This is a genomic window from Vibrio sp. T13N (genome assembly GCF_032970445.1).
Lineage (GTDB): Bacteria > Pseudomonadota > Gammaproteobacteria > Enterobacterales > Vibrionaceae > Vibrio > Vibrio diabolicus.
Map to the genome: position 1 here is coordinate 172314 of NZ_JAWJYE010000004.1, position 20212 is coordinate 192525.

Annotated in this window: 17 protein-coding genes; 6 read left to right on the forward strand and 11 right to left on the reverse strand. The window is 44.0% G+C overall.

Features of this window, described 5'->3' with window-relative positions:
• Window positions 1-139: 139 nt before the first annotated feature.
• The 7 genes from pyrF to sohB form a co-directional block, all read right to left on the reverse strand.
• A complete protein-coding gene (gene pyrF, locus R2S67_RS08370; RefSeq protein WP_253651825.1) occupies window positions 140-841 on the reverse strand; it encodes an orotidine-5'-phosphate decarboxylase in 702 nt (233 codons plus the stop codon).
• Between the two features lie 83 nt (window positions 842-924).
• Complete coding sequence (gene lapB, locus R2S67_RS08375; RefSeq protein ID WP_005376665.1) at window positions 925-2100, reverse strand: lipopolysaccharide assembly protein LapB; 1176 nt, start codon at window positions 2098-2100, stop codon at window positions 925-927.
• An 18-nt stretch (window positions 2101-2118) separates the two neighbouring features.
• Window positions 2119-2415: a LapA family protein gene (locus tag R2S67_RS08380; protein WP_005397112.1), complete on the reverse strand. Its 297-nt coding sequence runs from the start codon at window positions 2413-2415 to the stop codon at window positions 2119-2121.
• Between the two features lie 263 nt (window positions 2416-2678).
• Complete coding sequence (ihfB, locus tag R2S67_RS08385) at window positions 2679-2960, reverse strand: integration host factor subunit beta (protein WP_005385816.1); 282 nt, start codon at window positions 2958-2960, stop codon at window positions 2679-2681.
• Window positions 2961-3173: 213 nt separating this feature from the next.
• The gene (rpsA, locus tag R2S67_RS08390) at window positions 3174-4844 is read right to left on the reverse strand and encodes a 30S ribosomal protein S1 (protein ID WP_005385817.1); all 1671 of its coding nucleotides are present in this window, start codon (window positions 4842-4844) and stop codon (window positions 3174-3176) included.
• Between the two features lie 110 nt (window positions 4845-4954).
• Entirely contained in the window at window positions 4955-5635 is a 681-nt protein-coding gene (cmk, locus tag R2S67_RS08395) for a (d)CMP kinase (RefSeq protein WP_005397113.1), read from the reverse strand.
• Window positions 5636-5843: 208 nt separating this feature from the next.
• Window positions 5844-6905 (reverse strand): protease SohB, encoded by a 1062-nt coding sequence (sohB, locus tag R2S67_RS08400; protein ID WP_317343231.1) that lies wholly within the window; start codon window positions 6903-6905, stop codon window positions 5844-5846.
• Between the two features lie 254 nt (window positions 6906-7159).
• Between sohB and R2S67_RS08405 the strand changes: the two genes are divergently transcribed.
• The 4 genes from R2S67_RS08405 to R2S67_RS08420 all read left to right on the forward strand — a co-directional run bounded on the left by R2S67_RS08405 (window position 7160) and on the right by R2S67_RS08420 (window position 13238).
• Window positions 7160-7906 (forward strand): YciK family oxidoreductase, encoded by a 747-nt coding sequence (locus R2S67_RS08405; protein WP_006743161.1) that lies wholly within the window; start codon window positions 7160-7162, stop codon window positions 7904-7906.
• A 129-nt stretch (window positions 7907-8035) separates the two neighbouring features.
• Window positions 8036-8728 (forward strand): translesion DNA synthesis-associated protein ImuA, encoded by a 693-nt coding sequence (gene imuA / locus R2S67_RS08410; protein WP_012841595.1) that lies wholly within the window; start codon window positions 8036-8038, stop codon window positions 8726-8728.
• Window positions 8729-8732: 4 nt separating this feature from the next.
• Window positions 8733-10136: a Y-family DNA polymerase gene (locus tag R2S67_RS08415; protein WP_065646083.1), complete on the forward strand. Its 1404-nt coding sequence runs from the start codon at window positions 8733-8735 to the stop codon at window positions 10134-10136.
• A 27-nt stretch (window positions 10137-10163) separates the two neighbouring features.
• Window positions 10164-13238 carry an error-prone DNA polymerase gene (locus R2S67_RS08420; protein ID WP_317343232.1) on the forward strand — a complete coding sequence of 1025 codons (3075 nt, stop codon included), beginning with the start codon at window positions 10164-10166 and terminating at the stop codon, window positions 13236-13238.
• Between the two features lie 74 nt (window positions 13239-13312).
• Here R2S67_RS08420 and R2S67_RS08425 read toward each other — a convergent pair whose 3' ends face one another.
• On the reverse strand, window positions 13313-14266 hold the full coding sequence (locus R2S67_RS08425) for a chemotaxis protein CheV (RefSeq protein WP_005398212.1): 954 nt from the start codon (window positions 14264-14266) through the stop codon (window positions 13313-13315).
• A 370-nt stretch (window positions 14267-14636) separates the two neighbouring features.
• Entirely contained in the window at window positions 14637-15854 is a 1218-nt protein-coding gene (locus tag R2S67_RS08430) for an ROK family protein (RefSeq protein ID WP_005398213.1), read from the reverse strand.
• A gap of 412 nt (window positions 15855-16266) precedes the next feature.
• On the opposite strand from R2S67_RS08430, the gene pyk reads away from it, so the two are divergent.
• Window positions 16267-17709 (forward strand): pyruvate kinase, encoded by a 1443-nt coding sequence (pyk, locus tag R2S67_RS08435; protein WP_317343237.1) that lies wholly within the window; start codon window positions 16267-16269, stop codon window positions 17707-17709.
• A gap of 121 nt (window positions 17710-17830) precedes the next feature.
• Here the strand turns inward: pyk and R2S67_RS08440 are convergent, their stop codons facing one another.
• Together R2S67_RS08440 and R2S67_RS08445 are read right to left on the reverse strand one after the other, a co-directional pair.
• Complete coding sequence (locus R2S67_RS08440) at window positions 17831-18982, reverse strand: patatin family protein (RefSeq protein WP_005398215.1); 1152 nt, start codon at window positions 18980-18982, stop codon at window positions 17831-17833.
• 44 nt (window positions 18983-19026) lie between these two features.
• Complete coding sequence (locus R2S67_RS08445) at window positions 19027-19119, reverse strand: YnhF family membrane protein (protein ID WP_005372970.1); 93 nt, start codon at window positions 19117-19119, stop codon at window positions 19027-19029.
• Between the two features lie 127 nt (window positions 19120-19246).
• Between R2S67_RS08445 and R2S67_RS08450 the strand changes: the two genes are divergently transcribed.
• Window positions 19247-19837: an outer membrane beta-barrel protein gene (locus R2S67_RS08450; protein WP_317343239.1), complete on the forward strand. Its 591-nt coding sequence runs from the start codon at window positions 19247-19249 to the stop codon at window positions 19835-19837.
• Window positions 19838-20212 lie beyond the last annotated feature (375 nt).

Consider the following 20212-nt stretch of genomic DNA (forward strand, 5'->3'; position numbering starts at 1 on the left):
CCAATTAAAGCAAGCAAGTAAGCGAGCAGATACAACTGGTAAAAATGAGCAGTTGCTTACTACGGTTGGTATTTTTATTAGATACAAAAAAGGTGAGGCATCACAGCCTCACCTTTCTTTATACAATACAAGACTGTGCTTACATACTAGACAAGCTATCATTGATCGATTTTAACACTGCAGCAGGATCCACAGCTTGAGTAATTGGACGCCCAATAACAAGATAGTCAGAGCCTGACTGAATAGCCTCTACTGGTGTCATGATACGGCGCTGGTCACCTTGCTCAGAGCCAGCAGGTCGGATTCCTGGTGTAACTAACTTAAAGTCTTGACCAAGTTCGCTCTTAAGCAATGAAGACTCTTGAGCTGAACATACGACACCATCTAAACCAGCGTTTTTGGTCAATGTCGCCAGACGAATAACTTGATCCTGAGGCGCAATGTTCAAACCAATACCCGCTAAATCACTTTGTTCCATACTGGTTAGTACCGTTACTCCTATCAGAAATGGGCGTTCTTTACCGTATGGCTCAAGAATTTCACGTGATGCCGTCATCATACGCTCACCACCGCTCGCATGCACATTCACCATCCAAACCCCTAATTCCGCGGCTGCGCGGACCGCCTTAGAACAGGTATTTGGAATATCGTGAAATTTCAAATCCAGGAAGACTGAGAAACCACGTTTGTGGAGTTCACGTACGAAATCAGGACCAAATAGCGTAAACATTTCCTTGCCAACTTTTAGGCGACATGACGCAGGATCAATTCTATCTACAAACGCAAGTGCGTCTGCTTGGTTATCATAATCCAGTGCGACAATAACTTTTTGGTCGATCATTTCATCTCCTAACTATTTTGGTTCTTATTAAATAAAAAGTTAAAAAAATGCAGCGGACAGAAATTCTGCCAGCTGCATTAAAATTATTCACCATCCAATCCGCGGATTGGCTTGATCGTCCCCCACCCTTTACAGGACGGGCAGTGCCAATAAAGGGAATGAGTAGAAAACCCACACTTCCGGCATCGGTAGTGTGGTTTCACTTTTAACTGTTCACCCACCATCGCTTGTAGCGTCGATAGACTGTCCTTCGCGCGACCGTCTTCTGCTTCAGCAATGTGGTAGTCAATTAATCGATAAAAGCCCTTCATGGTTGGATTTTTCAGCAGCTGTTTGGTCAGCAGCTCTTGTGCAGCCCCTACGTTCTCGTGGTGAGCAACCAACTGAGCCAACATTAACTCGGCTGATACGCCTGCTTTCTTATCAATACAAGCTCGCAGAAACTCTACAAGTTCATCTTCCTGGCCCAAATGATGGTAGCACTCTGCAATGGTTGGTAAGACATCGCTGATAAAGTCTTTGTCTTGCTCAAGCACACCCGTTAGGTATTTTATCGTGTGTTTATAATCTTCAGACTCTAGATAAATTCGTCCCAAAGCAATACTCGCTCGAACACACTTTGGGTCTTCTGCTAGGGCTTTTTTAAAGTGCTGTATTGCCTTATTAGTATTACCATCGGCTTGGTCGAGCATGGCAATTTCACACCAAAAATGAGCAATATTCGCACGCATTCTGGAGCGTTTATTACCCAACTTAGCCAATTGATTGGCGTAATAAATTGCTTTTTCCCATTCACGTGTTTGTTGGTAAATGGTTACCAATTGCTGAAGGGCCGCTTCTTTGTAATCTGGCTCTTCGACTAACTGTTCGAAGATTTTCTCTGCACGATCGAGAAAACCAGAGACCATGTAATCTTTCGCCAACTGTTGAAGTGCAAGATTCTTTTGATCCAGTGTTAAGCCAGAGCGAGAAATGAGATTTTGGTGAATTCGGATTGCGCGGTCGACTTCGCCACGAGACCGGAACAAATTACCCAACGCAAGGTGAGTATCGATTGTCTCGTTATCAACTTGGAGCAATTCAATAAAGTGATCAACAGCCTTATCTGATTGGTCAGAGAGCAGCAGATTAAGACCCGTCATATACTGACGAGAGATTTGATGAGATTGCTTCTGCTTGTCTTGCTGAGCGCTGCGATGCCCCATATACCAGCCATACGCAGCAGCTATAGGCAATAACAAGAAGAGTAGTTCAAGCATTAAAGTTAAGCCTTATCCTTATGCCTGTTTTTCGATGGCTGGCTTATCAGCAGGTTTGTTTGCATCTGTAGGTTCGTACTTTTTCAGCTTTTTCTTTAAACGACGAACTTGTAGCTGAGTTTTCAGCTGGATACTACCAAAGATAACCCACGCTAAAGCAAAGCCAACCACAAATACCACACCTAATAGTGTAGATAAGTGGAACTCTCCTTTGGCTAGAAGATAGTTAAAAGTCACTAGCTCTTGGTTTTGAGAACCTAACGCCAATGCAATTAAAAAGAGAGCTAAAACAGCAACGATTTTTATAATTTTCATTTACATCACCCTTCTAGGAGTAAGTCGGTAAGATTATGCAGGAAAATGCTTCTTCAGACTACGTATATTAGCAATAATCTATACCCAAGTAACCTCAAGATGCTTAGTTTGTAGACACGCCTAGAAGTTAAAGTTACTTGGGTGTAGAAAGCTGCAAAGAAAACAGCCAGAATCAACAGCTCGCTTCGTAAACTGCTTGGACACATTACAAAAAAGCGGCATACACAAACGTATGCCGCTTTTTTCAAACTAATAAGAGTGCGTTAGCCAATATTTACACGCTCACGAAGCTCTTTACCAGGTTTGAAATGTGGAACGTATTTACCTTCCAATTCCACTTTATCGCCCGTTTTAGGGTTACGACCTACGCGAGGCTCGCGGTAATGAAGAGAAAAACTACCAAAGCCACGGATCTCGATACGGTCACCGCTCTCTAGCGTAGAGGCCATGTGCTCTAAAATATCTTTTACAGCATCCTCTACCTCTTTCGCTGATAAGTGTGTTTGCTCAGCGCAGAGTCTTTCAATCAGTTCAGACTTAGTCATAGTTGCCCTCTTTGAGTATCTTTATCACTTATTATAGTAAGTAATACTAATTCCAACAAACACTTGCTGACAATTCTAGACAAATTTTATGCAAAATGCGCAATGAAGAAATGCCTTTTATTAAGATAGTTTACCGTCATTAGTATTACTACTTAAATATGCTCAAATATAAAAAAGGAGCCTTGCGGCTCCTTTTTTGCTTAAGCGAGTATATTATTCGCCTTTAGCAGCTTTGAAAGCGTCAGCCATTGCGTTACCGAATGCATTGTCATCTTGCTTGTTGATAGATGCCATTGCTTCTTGCTCGTCAGCTTCGTCTTTAGCTTTGATAGATAGGTTGATTACGCGGTTCTTACGGTCTACACCTGTGAACTTCGCTTCAACAACATCACCAGCGCTTAGGATTAGAGAAGCATCTTCTACGCGATCGCGTGATACTTCAGAAGCACGGATGTAACCTTCAACGCCTTCTGCGATTTCAACAGTAGCGCCTTTAGCGTCAACAGCAGTTACAGTAGCGTTAACTAGAACACCTTTCTTGTTGTCAGCAACGTAAGCATTGAATGGGTCGTTTTCCATTTGCTTGATGCCTAGAGAGATGCGCTCACGCTCAGCGTCTACTGCTAGAACAACTGCAGAGATCTCGTCGCCTTTCTTGTACTCACGTACAGCTTCTTCGCCAGCAACATTCCAAGAAATGTCAGATAGGTGAACTAGACCGTCGATGCCGCCTTCTAGACCGATGAAGATACCGAAGTCAGTGATAGACTTGATCTTACCAGTAACTTTGTCGCCTTTAGCTTGTGCTTCAGCGAATGACTGCCATGGGTTAGCTTTACACTGTTTCAGACCTAGAGAGATACGACGACGTTCTTCGTCGATTTCAAGAACCATAACCTCAACTTCGTCGCCAACATTAACAACTTTAGAAGGGTGGATGTTCTTGTTAGTCCAATCCATTTCTGAAACGTGAACTAGACCTTCAACGCCTTCTTCGATTTCAACGAAGCAGCCGTAGTCAGTTAGGTTAGTTACGCGACCAGTTAGTTTGTGACCTTCTGGGTAACGCTTAGCGATTGCTACCCATGGATCTTCGCCTAGTTGCTTAAGACCTAGTGATACGCGAGTACGCTCACGGTCGAACTTAAGAACTTTAACTTGGATCTCGTCACCAACGTTAACGATTTCAGATGGGTGCTTAACGCGCTTCCAAGCCATATCAGTGATATGTAGAAGACCGTCAACGCCACCTAGGTCAACGAACGCACCGTAGTCAGTAAGGTTCTTAACGATACCTTTAACTTCAGAACCTTCTTGTAGAGTTTCTAGAAGCTCGTCACGCTCAACGCTGTTTTCAGATTCGATAACAGCACGACGTGAAACAACTACGTTGTTACGTTTTTGGTCAAGTTTGATAACTTTGAACTCTAGCTCTTTGTTTTCTAGGTGAGCAGTGTCGCGGATTGGACGTACGTCTACTAGAGAGCCAGGAAGGAAAGCACGGATACCGTTTAGTTCAACAGTGAAACCGCCTTTAACTTTACCGTTGATGATACCAACAACAGTTTCAGCTTCTTCGTAAGCTTTCTCAAGTACGATCCAAGCTTCGTGACGCTTAGCTTTCTCACGAGAAAGTTGAGTTTCACCGAAACCATCTTCAACAGCGTCTAGAGCTACGTCTACTTCAGCGCCAACTTCAACTTCAAGTTCGCCAGCAGCGTTCTTGAACTGTTCAGCAGGGATAGCAGATTCAGACTTAAGACCAGCGTCAACAAGAACGAAACCGTTCTCGATAGCTACTACAGTACCTTTAACGATGCTGCCTTGTTGGAATTCTGTTTCGTTTAGAAACTCTTCAAAGAGTTGAGCAAAAGATTCAGTCATTTAGTTAATCTTCAATAAATTAAACGTCCACGGGTATCCTACCGCATGGGGTTATTAAATTCGCCAGTCATCATCCTTGCGACCAACGCTCTTAGTCTAGCCGAGTATCATTACTCAGCTAGCTTCGATTCGATATATTGTAGTGCCTTTTCTACTACTTCGTCGATAGTCATCGACGTAGAATCTAGCACAAGCGCATCCTCAGCAGGGCGTAGTGGCGCCACTGGGCGGTTACGATCTCGGTCGTCACGCTCTTGGATCTCGCTTAAAAGGTCAGCAAATTTAACATCTAACCCTTTCTCTTGCAACTGTTTAAGGCGTCGATTTGCACGCTCTTCTGCGCTCGCATCAAGGAAGATTTTCGCTTGCGCACTCGGGAATACAATTGTGCCCATATCACGACCATCAGCAACCAGACCCGGAGCGGCCTCAAATGCACGCTGGCGACGTAATAATGCTTCACGAACACGTGGCAGAGCCGCAACTTTAGATGCTGCCATACCCGTTTCTTCTTTGCGAAGCTCCCCTGACACATCTTCGCCTTCTAGAACGACCTTAACTAAGTCACCCTCTGCGATAAATTGAACGTCTAGGTGTGTTGCCAGTGGGACAAGTGCGTCTTCTGACTCTGTGTCGACACCGTGGTGAATCGCAGCGAGTGCAAGTACACGATAAATTGCGCCAGAATCTAAGAGTTGGAAACCCAACTTTTTCGCCAGCAACATACATAAAGTGCCTTTACCTGCACCACTAGGTCCATCTACGGTTACAACCGGAGTTTGAGAGGACATGTTCTTCTCCACCTATAGTTTCTTTTCAGCAATTTGCTCGGTTTTCGAGGCGCGTATTATACGGGTAATCGCCCTTTGGAGCGAGGAAAAATGTCGTGTAAAGCATTACACCTAATGCGCAATTGGATTCATCAATAAACATAAGGTTCAGCAAAAACGGCGAGAGCTTCCACCCTCGCCGTTTTAAATGTCATGCTCTTAGGTTCGATTAAACAATCGGCTTTTGACCACGCTCAGCTAACTTTAAGATCACACTGTCAGCAACTTTGCCTGCGACACCTGCTAGCTTGTCTGCCAGTTTTTTCTTCTGCACATAATGCACAGAAAGTACGGTTTTATCTTTGCATGCCGCAACAACGATATCATCAGATGTACTAATATCATCCACCAAACCAAGCTCTTTCGCTTGTGTACCGAACCAGTGCTCACCTGTAGCTACTTTGTCTAGGTCCAAACTAGGACGACGCTCGCGAATAAAGTCTTTAAACAAGACATGTGTTTCTTCAAGCTCTTGCTTAAACTTATCGCGCGCTTTATCGGTATTCTCACCAAACATCGTTAGCGTGCGTTTATATTCACCCGCGGTTAGTTGTTCGTACTCAATGTCATGTTTCTTCAACAGTTTGTTGAAGTTAGGAATTTGTGCGATAACGCCAATAGAACCTACAATTGCAAATGGTGCAGAAACAATCTTATCTGCTACACATGCCATCATGTAACCGCCACTTGCCGCAACTTTGTCAACAGAGATAGTCAGAGGAAGACCCGCAGCTTTGATTCGGTCCAGTTGAGAAGAGGCAAGGCCGTAGCCATGAACCATACCACCTCCAGATTCTAAACGAAGTAATACTTCATCACCTTCACGTGCGACAGCCAAAATAGCAGTGATCTCTTCACGTAGAGACGCGACTTCTTTTGCATCTATGCTACCGTTAAAATCAAGAACAAATAGGTGTGGTTCACGCTTGCTATCTAATGAACCGTCTTTGCTCGCTTGTTTGATTTCTTTCTCGCGAGATTTGTTCTTCTCTTTTTCTTCTTTTTTGACGGTTTTATCTCGAGCCTTGATGAAAGCATCGTCATGCAAATGATGCTCTAACTGTTCAACAGATTGTTTGTGTTGCTCTGAAAGGTTGGTAATCTCTAACTCCCCTTTCGCCGCACCCGATTTGCCACCAGCCGATTTTGCAATAATGAGCAGAACAATTATCGCAGCAACCACCGTGATAATTTTGGCCAGAAACAGACCATAATCTAATAAAAATTCCAACGAGAGCTCCTTTATCTCATTTCAGATGACGTTAGTATGTTACGCAGAAACATCAGCGAGAAGGCAGCGCGGTTTGTAACCACTTGTTCTGATTGATAGCATACCTAACGAAAGTTCTGGAATTGGTATAACACATGAATTGGTGTATTGTAACCATCTTGTCACGATTACCAAGATTTTCCATTGAGAAACAGGCGTTTTTTAGCGTCAATTAACTATCATGGACCCTCTTACAATAATAAGGATTTATCGCCGTGAACTACTCCGTTTCAGCTGATGCTCTAAAAGGTAAAGTCATTCTTGTTACTGGCGCTGGTAATGGCATCGGCCGTCAAGCCGCGCTTTCTTATGCCGAGCACGGTGCAACTGTTATTCTCTTGGGTAGAAATGTGCAAAACCTTGAATCTATCTATGATGAGATTGAAGCCGCTGGCTACCCACAAGCTGCTATCATTCCTCTGGATCTCAAGGGCGCAACTAAGCAAAATTACATTGATATGGCAGAGACAATCGAAGGACAGTTTGGTCGTTTGGATGGCTTATTACACAACGCAGGTGTCTTGAGTTCGCTGTGTCCATTTGATCAAATCAAAGAGGAAGATTTCGACGATATCATGCAGATCAACGTGAAAGCAGAAGTGTTAATGACTCAAGCACTACTGCCTGTGATGCGTAAATCAGAAGCTGGGCGTATTATCTTTACCTCTTCGACCGTCGGCCACTCTGGTCGCGCTTTCTGGGGGCCATACGCTATCTCTAAATTTGCCGTAGAAGGCATGATGCAAGTTTTGGCTGACGAGCTGAGTGATACGCCGATCCGTGTTAACGCAATTAACCCTGGTGCAACTCGTACTCGCATGCGTGAAAAAGCATACCCGGGTGAAGATGCAAATACTCTCAAAACGCCATTGGATCTCATGCCGCTATATTTGCACTTAATGGATCCAGCGGTTACCGATGTGAATGGTCAGTGCATCGACGCTCAACCGAAGCGTAAATAACGAATTCAGGTTACCTCACATAATCGATTGAAAAGGCAGCAAACGCTGCCTTTTTTCATTTCTCTCTTCATAAAAATCTTGCGACTTTCTGCTATAGAAATATACTGTACATATATACAGGTATTTATTATGCACGATATTATTCAGCACTTAAAAAGCCAGCACCTTGTTTGGCAAGCAAATTTAACGAAAACAGATCCTCAGCAGTTGCGGACTAGTTCCGGGTTTTCTGAATTAGATGATTTGCTCGGCGGAGGCTTTCCACCTCATGGCGTAGTGGAGATGGAATCTATTGGTAGTATTGGTGAATTGCGTTTGCTCGCTCCTTATTTAAAAGCCACCCAGACCAATGGTGTGACTGCATTTATTCAACCTCCCGCGTTAGTGAATTCTCTGTTCTTACACTACATCGGTTTGGATATAAACCAAGTGTGGGTCGTTAATCCAGCTCATCCCAAAGATGCTCTTTGGGCTGCAGAGCAATGTCTGAAAAGTGGGGTATGCAGTAATGTTTTGTTATGGCAAGAAGAGCTTGAAATACATCAAGTGAAACGCTTACAGGTAGCGAGTGAGCAAGGCACTTGTCCTCTATTCATGCTCAAGCCTAATATGACAAACCGCTTGTCTTTACCTGTTTCATTAAGCCTAAAGCTGCAAGGTAATGTACAAGGCGTCAAAGTGGAAGTTCTCAAGCGAAAAGGCGGTTGGAGCAAAGGCAGTGTCGATATCAGTTTCCAACACCACTACCCACAACTGGTAATGCCAAGCACGACTCACATTCCATCAACGGTGGTCAATTTCCCATTGGCGAACCAAGGTTAGTGATATGGCTTTATGGATTTACTTGCACTTCCCTCGCCTACAGCTAGACGCACTCTTTGGTGATAACCAAAATCAACCCGTGGTGATTGTAGAAAGCCAACGTTGTCAGATCATTCAATACAACGGCATTGCCGAGCAACAAGGTATTAAGCCTGGTATGGGCTTAGGCAGTGCTGCGTCCTTGTGTCGAGATTTACAAGTGCATCCTTATCATCCACAAACCGAATTAAATAAATTACAAGAGGTAGCTCAGTGGTTGTATTTGATCACATCTGACGTTGTGTTGATGCCAAACCAAGGCATTTTGCTGCGTGCCACACCGATGCTCACCCTATATGAAGGGTTGGACAATTACTGGAATAAAGTCAGTGCTCACTTAACTAAACTGCAGTTAAGCTTTCAATTTGGTTGTGGTTTTTCACCTTTGTCAGCCAAGTTAATGGCATTGGCAGGAGCAAATGTTCTTAGTGACGACAAATCTCTTATCGAACAAATGTTATTCCCATTACCTCTGCCTCTAACCGATTTATCGATCTCTATGGTTGAAAAGCTGCACCGCGTAGGCGTTACTTCCTTAAAAGGGTTACTTGAACTGCCATTGCAAGACATCGCACGACGCTTTGATATCGATTTGGTGAACTACGTTGGTCGACTGACAGGGCAGTTCAAGCATCCTGTAGACTTTTATCACCCGACCGAATCCTTCCAAGTTTATTTAGAGCTGTTATTTGAGCTCGAAAACGTCCAGTGGATTGAAAAGCCGCTGGCCAAGTTACTTCGTCAACTCGAAACCTTTCTTAAATTAAGAGATAAGGTCGCTTTTGAGCTGTGTTTAACACTCCACCAGCGTGAGAAACAAGAGCAACACCTTCAACTCACTTCTGCGCAAGGTGATTACCTATGTCAGCGTTGGCAGCAGTTAGCGAGTTTAAGCTTAGAGTCACTCTCGCTCAATGGCCCAGTCACAGGGCTAACGTTAAAAGTCGTCCGTCAAGGTGAGCCTCTTAGTGCATCACGCGATCTCTTTGCTGGGCAAAAAGGGAACATGAATGCTTTAGAACTGCTCTCTTTACTGCAAGCTAAATTGGGGAAAAGTGCCGTGTTAAAACCCAACATCGCTTGCGATCCTAGACCAGAAAAGGCCAGTCAGTATCGCCCTGCTGATGCTCCAGATGAAAAGGAGCACGCCATACCATCCATACTACGCCCCGCAATGCAATTGCCCACTCCCATTGCATTGCAAGAGCAAGTCTCTTTGGTCCACGGACCTGAGCGAATCGTTTCTGGATGGTGGGATGGTGATGAGATCATGCGTGATTACTACATTGCACACACCAAGCAAGGCCGCTGGTTATGGATATTTCGCGATCAGCACAAGCACTGGTTTCTTCATGGCTATTTTTGTTAAATCGACAGTTATTTTTGTTGGATCATTATGAGTTACGCGGAACTATTTTGTCAGTCTAACTTCTCTTTTTTGACTGGGGCTTCTCATGCAGAAGAACTGGTACTCCAAGCTGCTTTCTATCGCTATCAAGCTCTAGCCATAACTGATGAATGTTCGGTCGCGGGCGTTGTCAAAGCCCATGCGACCATCGAACAACATAAACTCGATATCAAACAAATCGTTGGAAGTATGTTTTGGTTAAATGATGAATGCCAAATCGTACTGCTTTGCCCTTGTCGCAAGGCTTATGCCGAGTTGTGTCGTATCATCACAAACGCAAGAAGACGAAGTGAAAAAGGCAACTATCAACTGTTCGAATGGGATTTGATGTCGATTCGACATTGCTTGGTATTGTGGCTGCCCACACATCAAGAGAGTGACCACTATTGGGGACGCTGGCTCAATCAACACCACGCTAATCGTTTGTGGGTAGCGATTCAGCGCCATTTGAGTAACAACGATACTGAGTACATTGCGCACTGCGAGCAGTTAGCACATGAATTTCAATTACCTATAACTGCCTGCGGAGGCGTTCTCATGCATGATGTTGAACGCTTGCCATTACAGCATGTACTTACCGCTATAAAGCATGGGTGTAGCGTCGATAAACTCGGTTTTGATCGTATTTCGAATACAGAACGAGCGCTTCGTCCTTTTAAAAAACTGGTTCGGATTTACAAACCAGAATGGCTGGAAGAAAGTACTTACATCGCCGATTTATGCGAGTTTAAGCTCTCCGATTTAAAATACGAATATCCTACCGAGCTGATCCCAGATGGTTATACACCCGACTCTTACTTACGTATGTTAGTCGAGCGTGGTAAAAAGCTGCGTTTTCCTGAAGGCGTGCCAGCAGAAGTCAATCAAACCATCGAGAATGAACTTGCGCTTATTCAAGAGCTGAAATACCACTACTACTTCCTTACCATCCATGACATCGTAATGTTCGCGAAACAACAAGGCATTCTTTACCAAGGTCGAGGTTCCGCCGCAAACTCTGTGGTGTGCTATTGCCTGGAAATTACCGCCGTCGACCCTCGACAAATCGCAGTCTTATTCGAACGATTTATCAGTAAAGAACGTAAGGAACCGCCGGATATTGATGTGGACTTTGAACACGAGCGCCGTGAAGAGGTTATCCAATATATTTACAAAAAATATGGCCGTGAGCGTGCAGCACTTGCTGCAACAGTGATCAGCTATCGCTTTAAAAGTGCCGTGCGTGAAGTCGGTAAAGCGCTAGGGATTGAAGAGACCCAATTAGATTTTTTCATTAAGAACGTTAATCGCCGAGATCGCAGCCAAGGCTGGCAAGCTCAAATTATTGAACTTGGCTTACAACCAGAATCTCTCAAAGGGCAGCAGTTTATCCAATTGGTCAACGAGATAATTGGCTTCCCACGCCACTTATCTCAGCACGTGGGTGGTTTTGTAATTTCATCTGGCCCTTTATATGAGTTAGTACCTGTTGAAAATGCCTCGATGGAAGATCGCACTATCATTCAATGGGACAAAGACGATTTAGAAAGCTTGAAGCTACTAAAAGTCGATGTGCTCGCACTCGGCATGTTAAACGCCATCAGAAAGTGCTTTCAACTGGTCGAGAAGCACCACCAGCGCTCCCTCTCTATTTCCGAGATCACTCGCCGACAAGATGATCCACACGTGTACCGCATGATCCAAAAAGCCGACACGATAGGCGTATTCCAAATTGAATCTCGTGCACAAATGAGCATGCTTCCTCGCCTAAAGCCTGCTTGTTATTACGACTTAGTGATTCAAATTGCGATTGTTCGTCCAGGCCCTATTCTGGGTGATATGGTGCATCCTTTTTTAAAACGGCGTGATCACAAAGAGCCAGTCAGTTATCCATCGGAAGAAGTAAAAAGCGTTCTTGAGCGGACTATGGGCGTCCCTATTTTCCAAGAGCAAGTCATCAAGTTAGCCATGGTAGCCGCAGGGTTTAGCGGTGGCGAGGCCGATCAACTCCGTAGAGCGATGGCATCATGGAAGAAGAATGGCGATCTCGCTAAATTCAGACCAAAACTGATCAATGGTATGCAAGATAGAGGTTATGACTTAGCGTTTGCTGAGCGCATTTTCGATCAGATTTGCGGCTTTGGTGAGTACGGCTTCCCTGAAAGCCATTCAGCGTCTTTCGCCGTGCTGGCATATTGTTCTGCGTGGTTAAAATATTATTACCCAGCAGAATTTTACACTGCACTGTTGAACAGCCAACCAATGGGATTTTATAGCCCATCGCAATTAGTACAAGATGCCCGCCGACATGGCGTCGAAGTATTGCCGGTGTGCGTCAATCACTCAAAATATCAGCATCATCTCGTCTCACGTCCGAATGGCAGACTCGGCGTGCAACTTGGTTTTCGCTTGGTGAAAAGCTTTAACGCAGAAAGTGCGCAAAGGCTTATTGAGCGCAAACCACTTAATGGTTACCGCTCGATTCAAGAAGTAAAGCAGATATTAAGAAGCCGAAGTGACATTGAATTATTGGCTTCAGCCAATGCATTTCAGATCCTATCGGGGAATCGTTATAACGCACGCTGGGCAGCAATGGATTCCTTATCTGACCTACCATTGTTTCACAAGGTCGAAGAACCTGGTGTTAGCTACCAAACTCAGCCCTCTGAATATGAAAATTTAATTGAGGATTACGCGAGCACAGGACTATCTCTTAGCCGCCACCCGATTAAATTATTAGAAGAAACGGGCAAACTCCCTCATTTTACCCGCATGAGGCAATTGGCAGAGAAACCACATAGGTCATTGGTCACAGTGGTAGGCGTGGTAACGGGAAGACAATCTCCAGGCACCGCCGCTGGCGTGACATTTTTTACGTTAGAAGATGACACAGGCAACATTAATGTGGTCGTTTGGCAAGCGACAGCACGAGCCCAAAAGCAAGCGTATTTAGGCGCTAAAGTATTAATGGTGAAAGGCATTCTTGAAAGAGAGGGAGAAGTCACGCACGTTATTGCTGGCAAGTTAATTGATTGCACGCACTATTTGAATAATCTACAAAGTAAATCTCGCGACTTTCATTAGTACAGAGATATTAATAAGCGAGGGGTTAAAAATCAGAGGGAGAGCTGCTCCCCCTCTGATTTCACTATATCTAATCATGCACTTTTAGAAAGCATCTGACGTAATCGGTCTTGAGCAACTTCAACCAGCAGATCCGGTTGGAATTTAGATATAAAGCGGTCACAGCCTACTTTTTGTACCATGGCTTCATTAAAGCTGCCGCTCAGAGAGGTGTTCAACGTAATAAACAACTTAGACATACGTGGATCTTGGCGCACTTCATGAGTCAGTTTATAACCGTCCATTTCAGGCATTTCAGCATCCGTAATCATCATTAACAGCTCTTTTTCCACGTCTTTCCCTTCATCACACCAGCGTTTTAAAACCGTTAGCGCTTCTAGGCCGTCACGACACTCGATGATATTCATACCCAATTGAGAAAGCGTATCGCGAACTTGATTACGAGCTGTAGAGGAATCATCCACAATCAGAACATTACGCCCGACCATTGCTTGGGCAAGTTCTTGATCCAGAATGTCCGCTGAAATCGTGACGTCGTAATGCACGATCTCTGCTAAAACTTTTTCAACGTCAATAATTTCGACAATTTGAGAGGCATCCCCCTCTTTGATTTGCGTGATAGCTGTGAGGTAATTCGAGCGACCAGACGTGGAAGGAGGCGGCTGAATTTCAGTCCATGCCGTATTAATAATGTTTTTAACCGGACCGACTAAGAAGCCCTGCACCGTGCGGTTGTACTCTGTCACGATCAAGTTTTCTTCTTCCGCTTCACCACGCAAAGCTGGGAAACCTATTGCGCCACGCAAATCAATCACTGGCACCGCTTCACCTCGTAAAGAAGCGACCCCACGAATGTTGTAGTGTGAGCCAGGAAGCTTGGTTAACGGTGGCAGCTTGATGACCTCTTTCACTTTGAACACATTAATCGCAAACAATTGGCGACTATTTAAAGTGAACAGCAGAAGCTCTAGTCGGTTTTCACCAACCAAGTTCGTACGCTGGTCAACCGTATTTAACACTCCGGACATACTACTACCTAAATTATGGATAATTCTTATTTTTACTCGAAATCAATACAGACACATCAAGGTTCTAAACCCAAATAACCTTAAGATATTTGTTTTTCGAGCATGGCTTGAAAGTACAACGGTTTCAGCGCATTACTTCCCTTCTATTTGTATCAGACACAAAGTCACTCTACACATTGAAAGCCATTTGGGTTTATTTACTTGAGCTTTTTAGGAAATTACATGAATGGCGCAGATATAGCAATGCAGCACAACTCAAATTCACCTTCTAGTAATAGGCGATCAAAAAGGGTGAGCTGTTAAGCCTCACCCTAAATCATCTAAAAATGTATAGGCTCGACACCTAAGCACTTCATCATGTTTGAAGCAATTAGCCTTCCACAACCTTCATCAATAACTGACCATCGTACAACGCTTGCTTGATCAACGCGGCACCAGGCATTGTTGCTTGCTTATAGAAACGAGATTCCACCAGCTCAAGATCTTGGTGATAAACCGGTAAACTCTGCTCTTCGATACAGCGACGCACCGCAGGATAAAGTACATCTTTTGCTTGGTTAATCACACCACCGATCAAGATCTTCTCAGGGTTAAATAAGTTGATCACAATAGCAATTGCGGAACCTAAGTAGCGTCCAAGCTTTTCAATCACATCAACTGCCAACGGATCACCGTTCGCTGCCGCTTCACAAATGCTCTCAATACTCATTTCTTCTTGTTCAGCAAGAATAGAGTCTTCGCCATCAGCAATTCGTCTTACGACTTCTTCACGAATCGCTTGAGAACTGGCAACGGTTTCCAAACAACCAATGTTGCCACAATGACAACGTTTTCCATTTGGATCGATTTGAATATGCCCAAGCTCACCAATGTTGCCGTGACGGCCTTGCAAAACGCGCCCATCCAGAATGATGCCGGCACCTAAACCATGGTGAATAGAGATAAGAACAGAGTTGTCATTGTCTTGAGAATGGCCGAAAAGCTTTTCTGCTAATGCCCAAGCTCGCGTGTCATTGGCAATGAAAACTGGCAAGCCTGTTGCTTTATATATCTCTGGTCCAAGAGCAAGATTTTCGACATTGTAATGAGGCATTTGCAGCACGACACCTTGCTCTGAATTCACAAGGCCAGGCAGCGTAATTGCAATACTGGTAACACGGTCAAGTTGATCCGCGTAAGTTTGGAAGAATTCATCAATTTCGTAGAGCAGACGCTCAAGCACATCGTCTTGGTCACGTTCGTGTATCTCGATTTTAGTATCGATCAACACATCGCCACCTAGCTCATGCAGAGCAATAGTTAAATAACCTCGCCCCAAACGCATTGACAGAAATTGCCACCCTTCGTTGTTGACCTGCAAACCGACGGCAGGTCGACCACGACTCGTCGCTTCTTGTACTGTGGTTTCATGAATCAAGTGCGCTTCAATTAATTCTCGAGTGATTTTGGTGATACTGGCAGGAGCAAGCTCACTCTGCTTGGACAAATCAATTCGAGAAATAGGACCTTTTAGGTCAATTAGTTTATATACACGACCAGCATTGACCTGTTTGATATGATCAATATGGCCCGGTTGAGCCATGTACATCTTGCACTCCGAAATTCTATAACGAGACAATTTTTTTACTTTGCGAACTAATTGTGAAGTGAATTAATAAATCCCCGTGACAAGCATCACGTATAAACCTGTTTGTTTGTGTATTCAATCAAATAACGAAGAATCTACTCCTGTTAAATTGTTTGAAAAATAACTTATTTTTATTCACTAAATTATGAAGTAACTCCTGTTACACCAGCGCATTCTCATCAATAGGGGCTGAAACCTATGGATTATCTGTCTGTTTTACCGGGATTACTCTTAATGTAAACATTCTGTGCATATACTTATACTCAAGCAGCTTTAAGGTGTGGGCTCAGCAACGAGGCAGACCTTGAGAGCGATTGAGGAAAGTAAGGATAGAGTTCAAGTTACCTTTACACATACATTCATCGGAGAATCTATGACTTCCAAACTAAGACGAACAAAAATTGTCACCACGCTTGGTCCTTCAACGGATAAGGACAATGTACTTGAGGAGATCATCAAAGCCGGTGCAAACGTTGTCCGTATGAATTTCTCACATGGAACCAGTGAAGACCACATTCAACGCGCCAAAAAAGTCCGTACCATTGCGGCAAAGCTTGGGCGTCAAGTTGCTATCCTCGGCGACTTGCAAGGCCCTAAAATCCGCGTATCGACCTTTAAAGATGGCCAAGTCATGTTAAATGTGGGCGATAAATTCACATTAGACAGTGATTTACCAAAAGGTGAAGGCAACCAAGAGTCCGTAGGGCTAGATTATAAAGAACTGCCGCAAGATGTTTCACCAAACGACATTCTGTTACTCGATGATGGACGCGTTCAACTGCAAGTCACCAGCGTCGAAGGCAATAAAGTTCATACCCGTGTGATTGTTGGTGGCCCACTATCTAATAATAAAGGGATCAACAAAAAAGGCGGCGGATTGTCAGCCGATGCGCTCACAGAGAAAGATAAAGCCGACATTCTTACCGCCGCAGAAATTCAAGTGGACTACCTTGCTATTTCGTTCCCACGTAACGGCGAAGACATGCATTACGCTCGACGTCTAGCCAGAGATGCAGGCCTTGAAGCCATGTTGGTGGCTAAAGTCGAACGAGCAGAAACCGTCGCGACCAATGAGTCTATTGACGATATTATTCTCGCATCCGATGTGGTGATGGTTGCGCGTGGCGATCTGGGTGTAGAAATCGGCGATCCTGAACTTATTGGCGTCCAGAAAAAGCTGATTCGCCGAGCACGCAGCTTAAACCGCATCGTAATTACTGCGACACAAATGATGGAGTCCATGATTACTAGCCCGATGCCGACGCGTGCTGAAGTGATGGACGTGGCCAATGCGGTTCTAGACGGCACTGACGCCGTGATGCTGTCTGGAGAGACCGCAGCAGGTAAATACCCTGTAGAAACGGTCAAATCCATGGCCGAGGTATGTGTGGGCGCAGAAAAAATGTCTGAGGCAAGCCTATCCACTTATCGCTTAGATCGCACCTTCGAAACCGCTGAAGAAACCATCGCAATGGCAACCATGTACTCTGCGAATCACATGGAAGGAATTAAAGCGATGATCTCGTTAACAGAATCTGGCAGGACTGCGTTGATGATGTCTCGCTTAAGCTCTGGCTTACCAATATTTGCCTTATCACGTAATGAATCAACGCTCAATCGAGCTGCACTATACCGAGGCGTGACACCGGTATATTTCGAGTCAAAAAGTGATGCAGGTTTACCGACAGCTCAAGCTGCGATTGCCAGCCTTAAAGAACAAGGGTTCTTGCACAAGAGTGATTTAGTCATGATCACTCAAGGCGATGTAATGGATGTCGTTGGTTCAACCAACTGCATGAGAATTCTGCAAGCATAACCTTTATACCTAACCCTATTAACCACAGAGATTAGGTACGCACACGAATGAGGCTCCGAAAACGGAGCCTCATTTATTTACACTTCACTTTGTATTTAGCTTATGTCGTTAATACAAAAGGTTATGCACTCTCTCTGCCATCAATTTCAATATTCAGTTGGTCATAGAGTTGAACCAGATTAAACCCCGCCTGAAGTCCGAGTTGATAATCATGCTCTAGTGATTCTTGGTCACTTAACAAAGAAGAAGAACGAAGCCCCTCTTTAGGCGCGATTTGTAAAATGAAAGTATCGTCAGGTGGAGCAGATATAAAGGCCTGAGTGAGCTCAAATGTTTGATAGTGAATCATCAGCATGTCGGCTAAACCTGAGTCAAAATTCTCACCGATTAAATGGCTTAAACGATACAAATTATCAGCACCGAACAACCAACGGCCTCCATTCAATAGCATTTTTCCGGCAAGCTTCGATTGATGGGCGGCATTAATTTTTTGTTGGAAGAACGAAGCCCAATCCAACTTCCATCGATTCACTTTTTGCTGCCATGATTGCTGCACCGAATTAATAGACTCTCGATACCACTCGACAGGCACATCCCCTACTTCACTTTGCGCTCTCGCTTCAATCTCCGAGAACGGTTCTGTTCGGATGACAATAATGTTGCGAGCATTCTGACGCCACGCTTCTTGAACAGGGATAGAAGCCGACACACCACCATCAACAAACTTATTGCCATTAACGTCGACAGGTCCGTGGTACAACTTAGGAATCGCGCATGTTGCTAACATAGTGTTAAACCACGTGTCACCCAAGATTGGTAAATATTGATCCGATAGCGTCTCTACATTTGTTACCGCTGCAAACGCACCTCGTCCTCCTAGTGCACTGCGGCCTAAATCAAGATCAAGCTTGTAAGGGAAATCTTGAATCCGCTCTAACGCCCACTCTAAACCCAAGTACTGCTGCTTTCGAATATAACGAAACAGATTAAAAAACTCAGGAGACGTTGTCAGCTCGGTAATAAAAGCTTTGCCCATACCGTGTTGACGACATAAGTAAGAACATAAATTGAGTGCCCCAGCAGAGGTACCGTAGAATTCATCGAAAGGATCAAAGTTGGAAAGTAAAAATGCGTCTAATACGCCAGCGGTAAAAATCCCTCTCTGCCCGCCACCTTGCGTGACTAAAGCAGTTTTTCCATGCCTGAAATGCTCATAAACTTTGACATCAAGCTCAGTATGGCTTTCTGTGATTATACCGCTGTTACGTATCATAGGCTCACGCCATTTTGTTAAAACACTTAGTAAAAGTAGTTATCTTAAGCCGTTGTAATCGCAATGATGCCAAACGACAAAAGTACTGCAAAAACAGTCACCACGATGATTAACGCGGATTTTAGATCGTGTTCCATAAATACCTCCTTAATATGTAACAAATTAATAACACCAGTGTGAAATATGTTCAAGATTTGCTTAATTTAGTCGCGCAATTTTGACTAACCCATCACAATTAGCTTAGTCATAATAAGGAGATAGGACATGAACCAAAAACTCAGCTGGCTGGTAGGAAGCATACTGCTCAGCACCGCGGTAAGTGCACAAGCCAATATTATCGTTACTCCATTCATAGGCTATACAGGTGGCGGTCAAGTAGAAGACGAAGGTGGCAATACATACGACCTCGATCCCGCAGTGAACTACGCAATTTCAATCGAGACGCCTTTTGAGAAAGGAAGAATTGGATTATTTTACTCCAACCAATCAACAGAACTTGAAAAGTTATCAAATTCGGCAGATATCCATTACCTGCAATTTCAAAGCAGCATGTACTACCCTGTTGCAGAAAACTGGCAAACCTATATTGGTGTTGGCTTGGGAGCCTCTTACGCAGATGTTGATTGGGTAGACAAAAAATACGGATTTTCGGCTAGCGCTTTTGCAGGGCTGGAATATGAGTTTTCAAAGAACTTTGCGTTGACAGCCCAATTGAGATGGTTAGGAACGGTCGTTGATAACGATACCTCTGGAGCCTGCACCCTACCTAATGACGGCTCAAACTGCATCATTAAGTTCGATACCGATTGGATAAACCAATTCCAATCAAATATTGGTTTTAGTTTCCGTTTCTAATTTTTTGTACACTTCACTTCGTAGGGCTCGCCACAAAGAGTGCTGGGCGAGCCCTACACAAAGCAGATAGAGAATATCATCTAAACATCATCGCTTAGAAAAGTAACGAAGCATTCTCTAGCGGGGTGCGCAAAAGATAGCCGTACGCCCTAGTTCATCAAAATAGTTTTAAATACCAAGTCAATTATTGGATTCTAGTCATTTATTCCATACAACCAACCAATCCCCCACACAAAACCATAATCAAACTCAAATTTAACAAGATTAAAACCAGACAACGCATCCGAGTTAACATTTAGATTCTATTGCGCTAAGTATTATTAGAAGTTAGTCTGATTAGTGAAAACAGATAAATATTTCAGTTTTATCAAACAC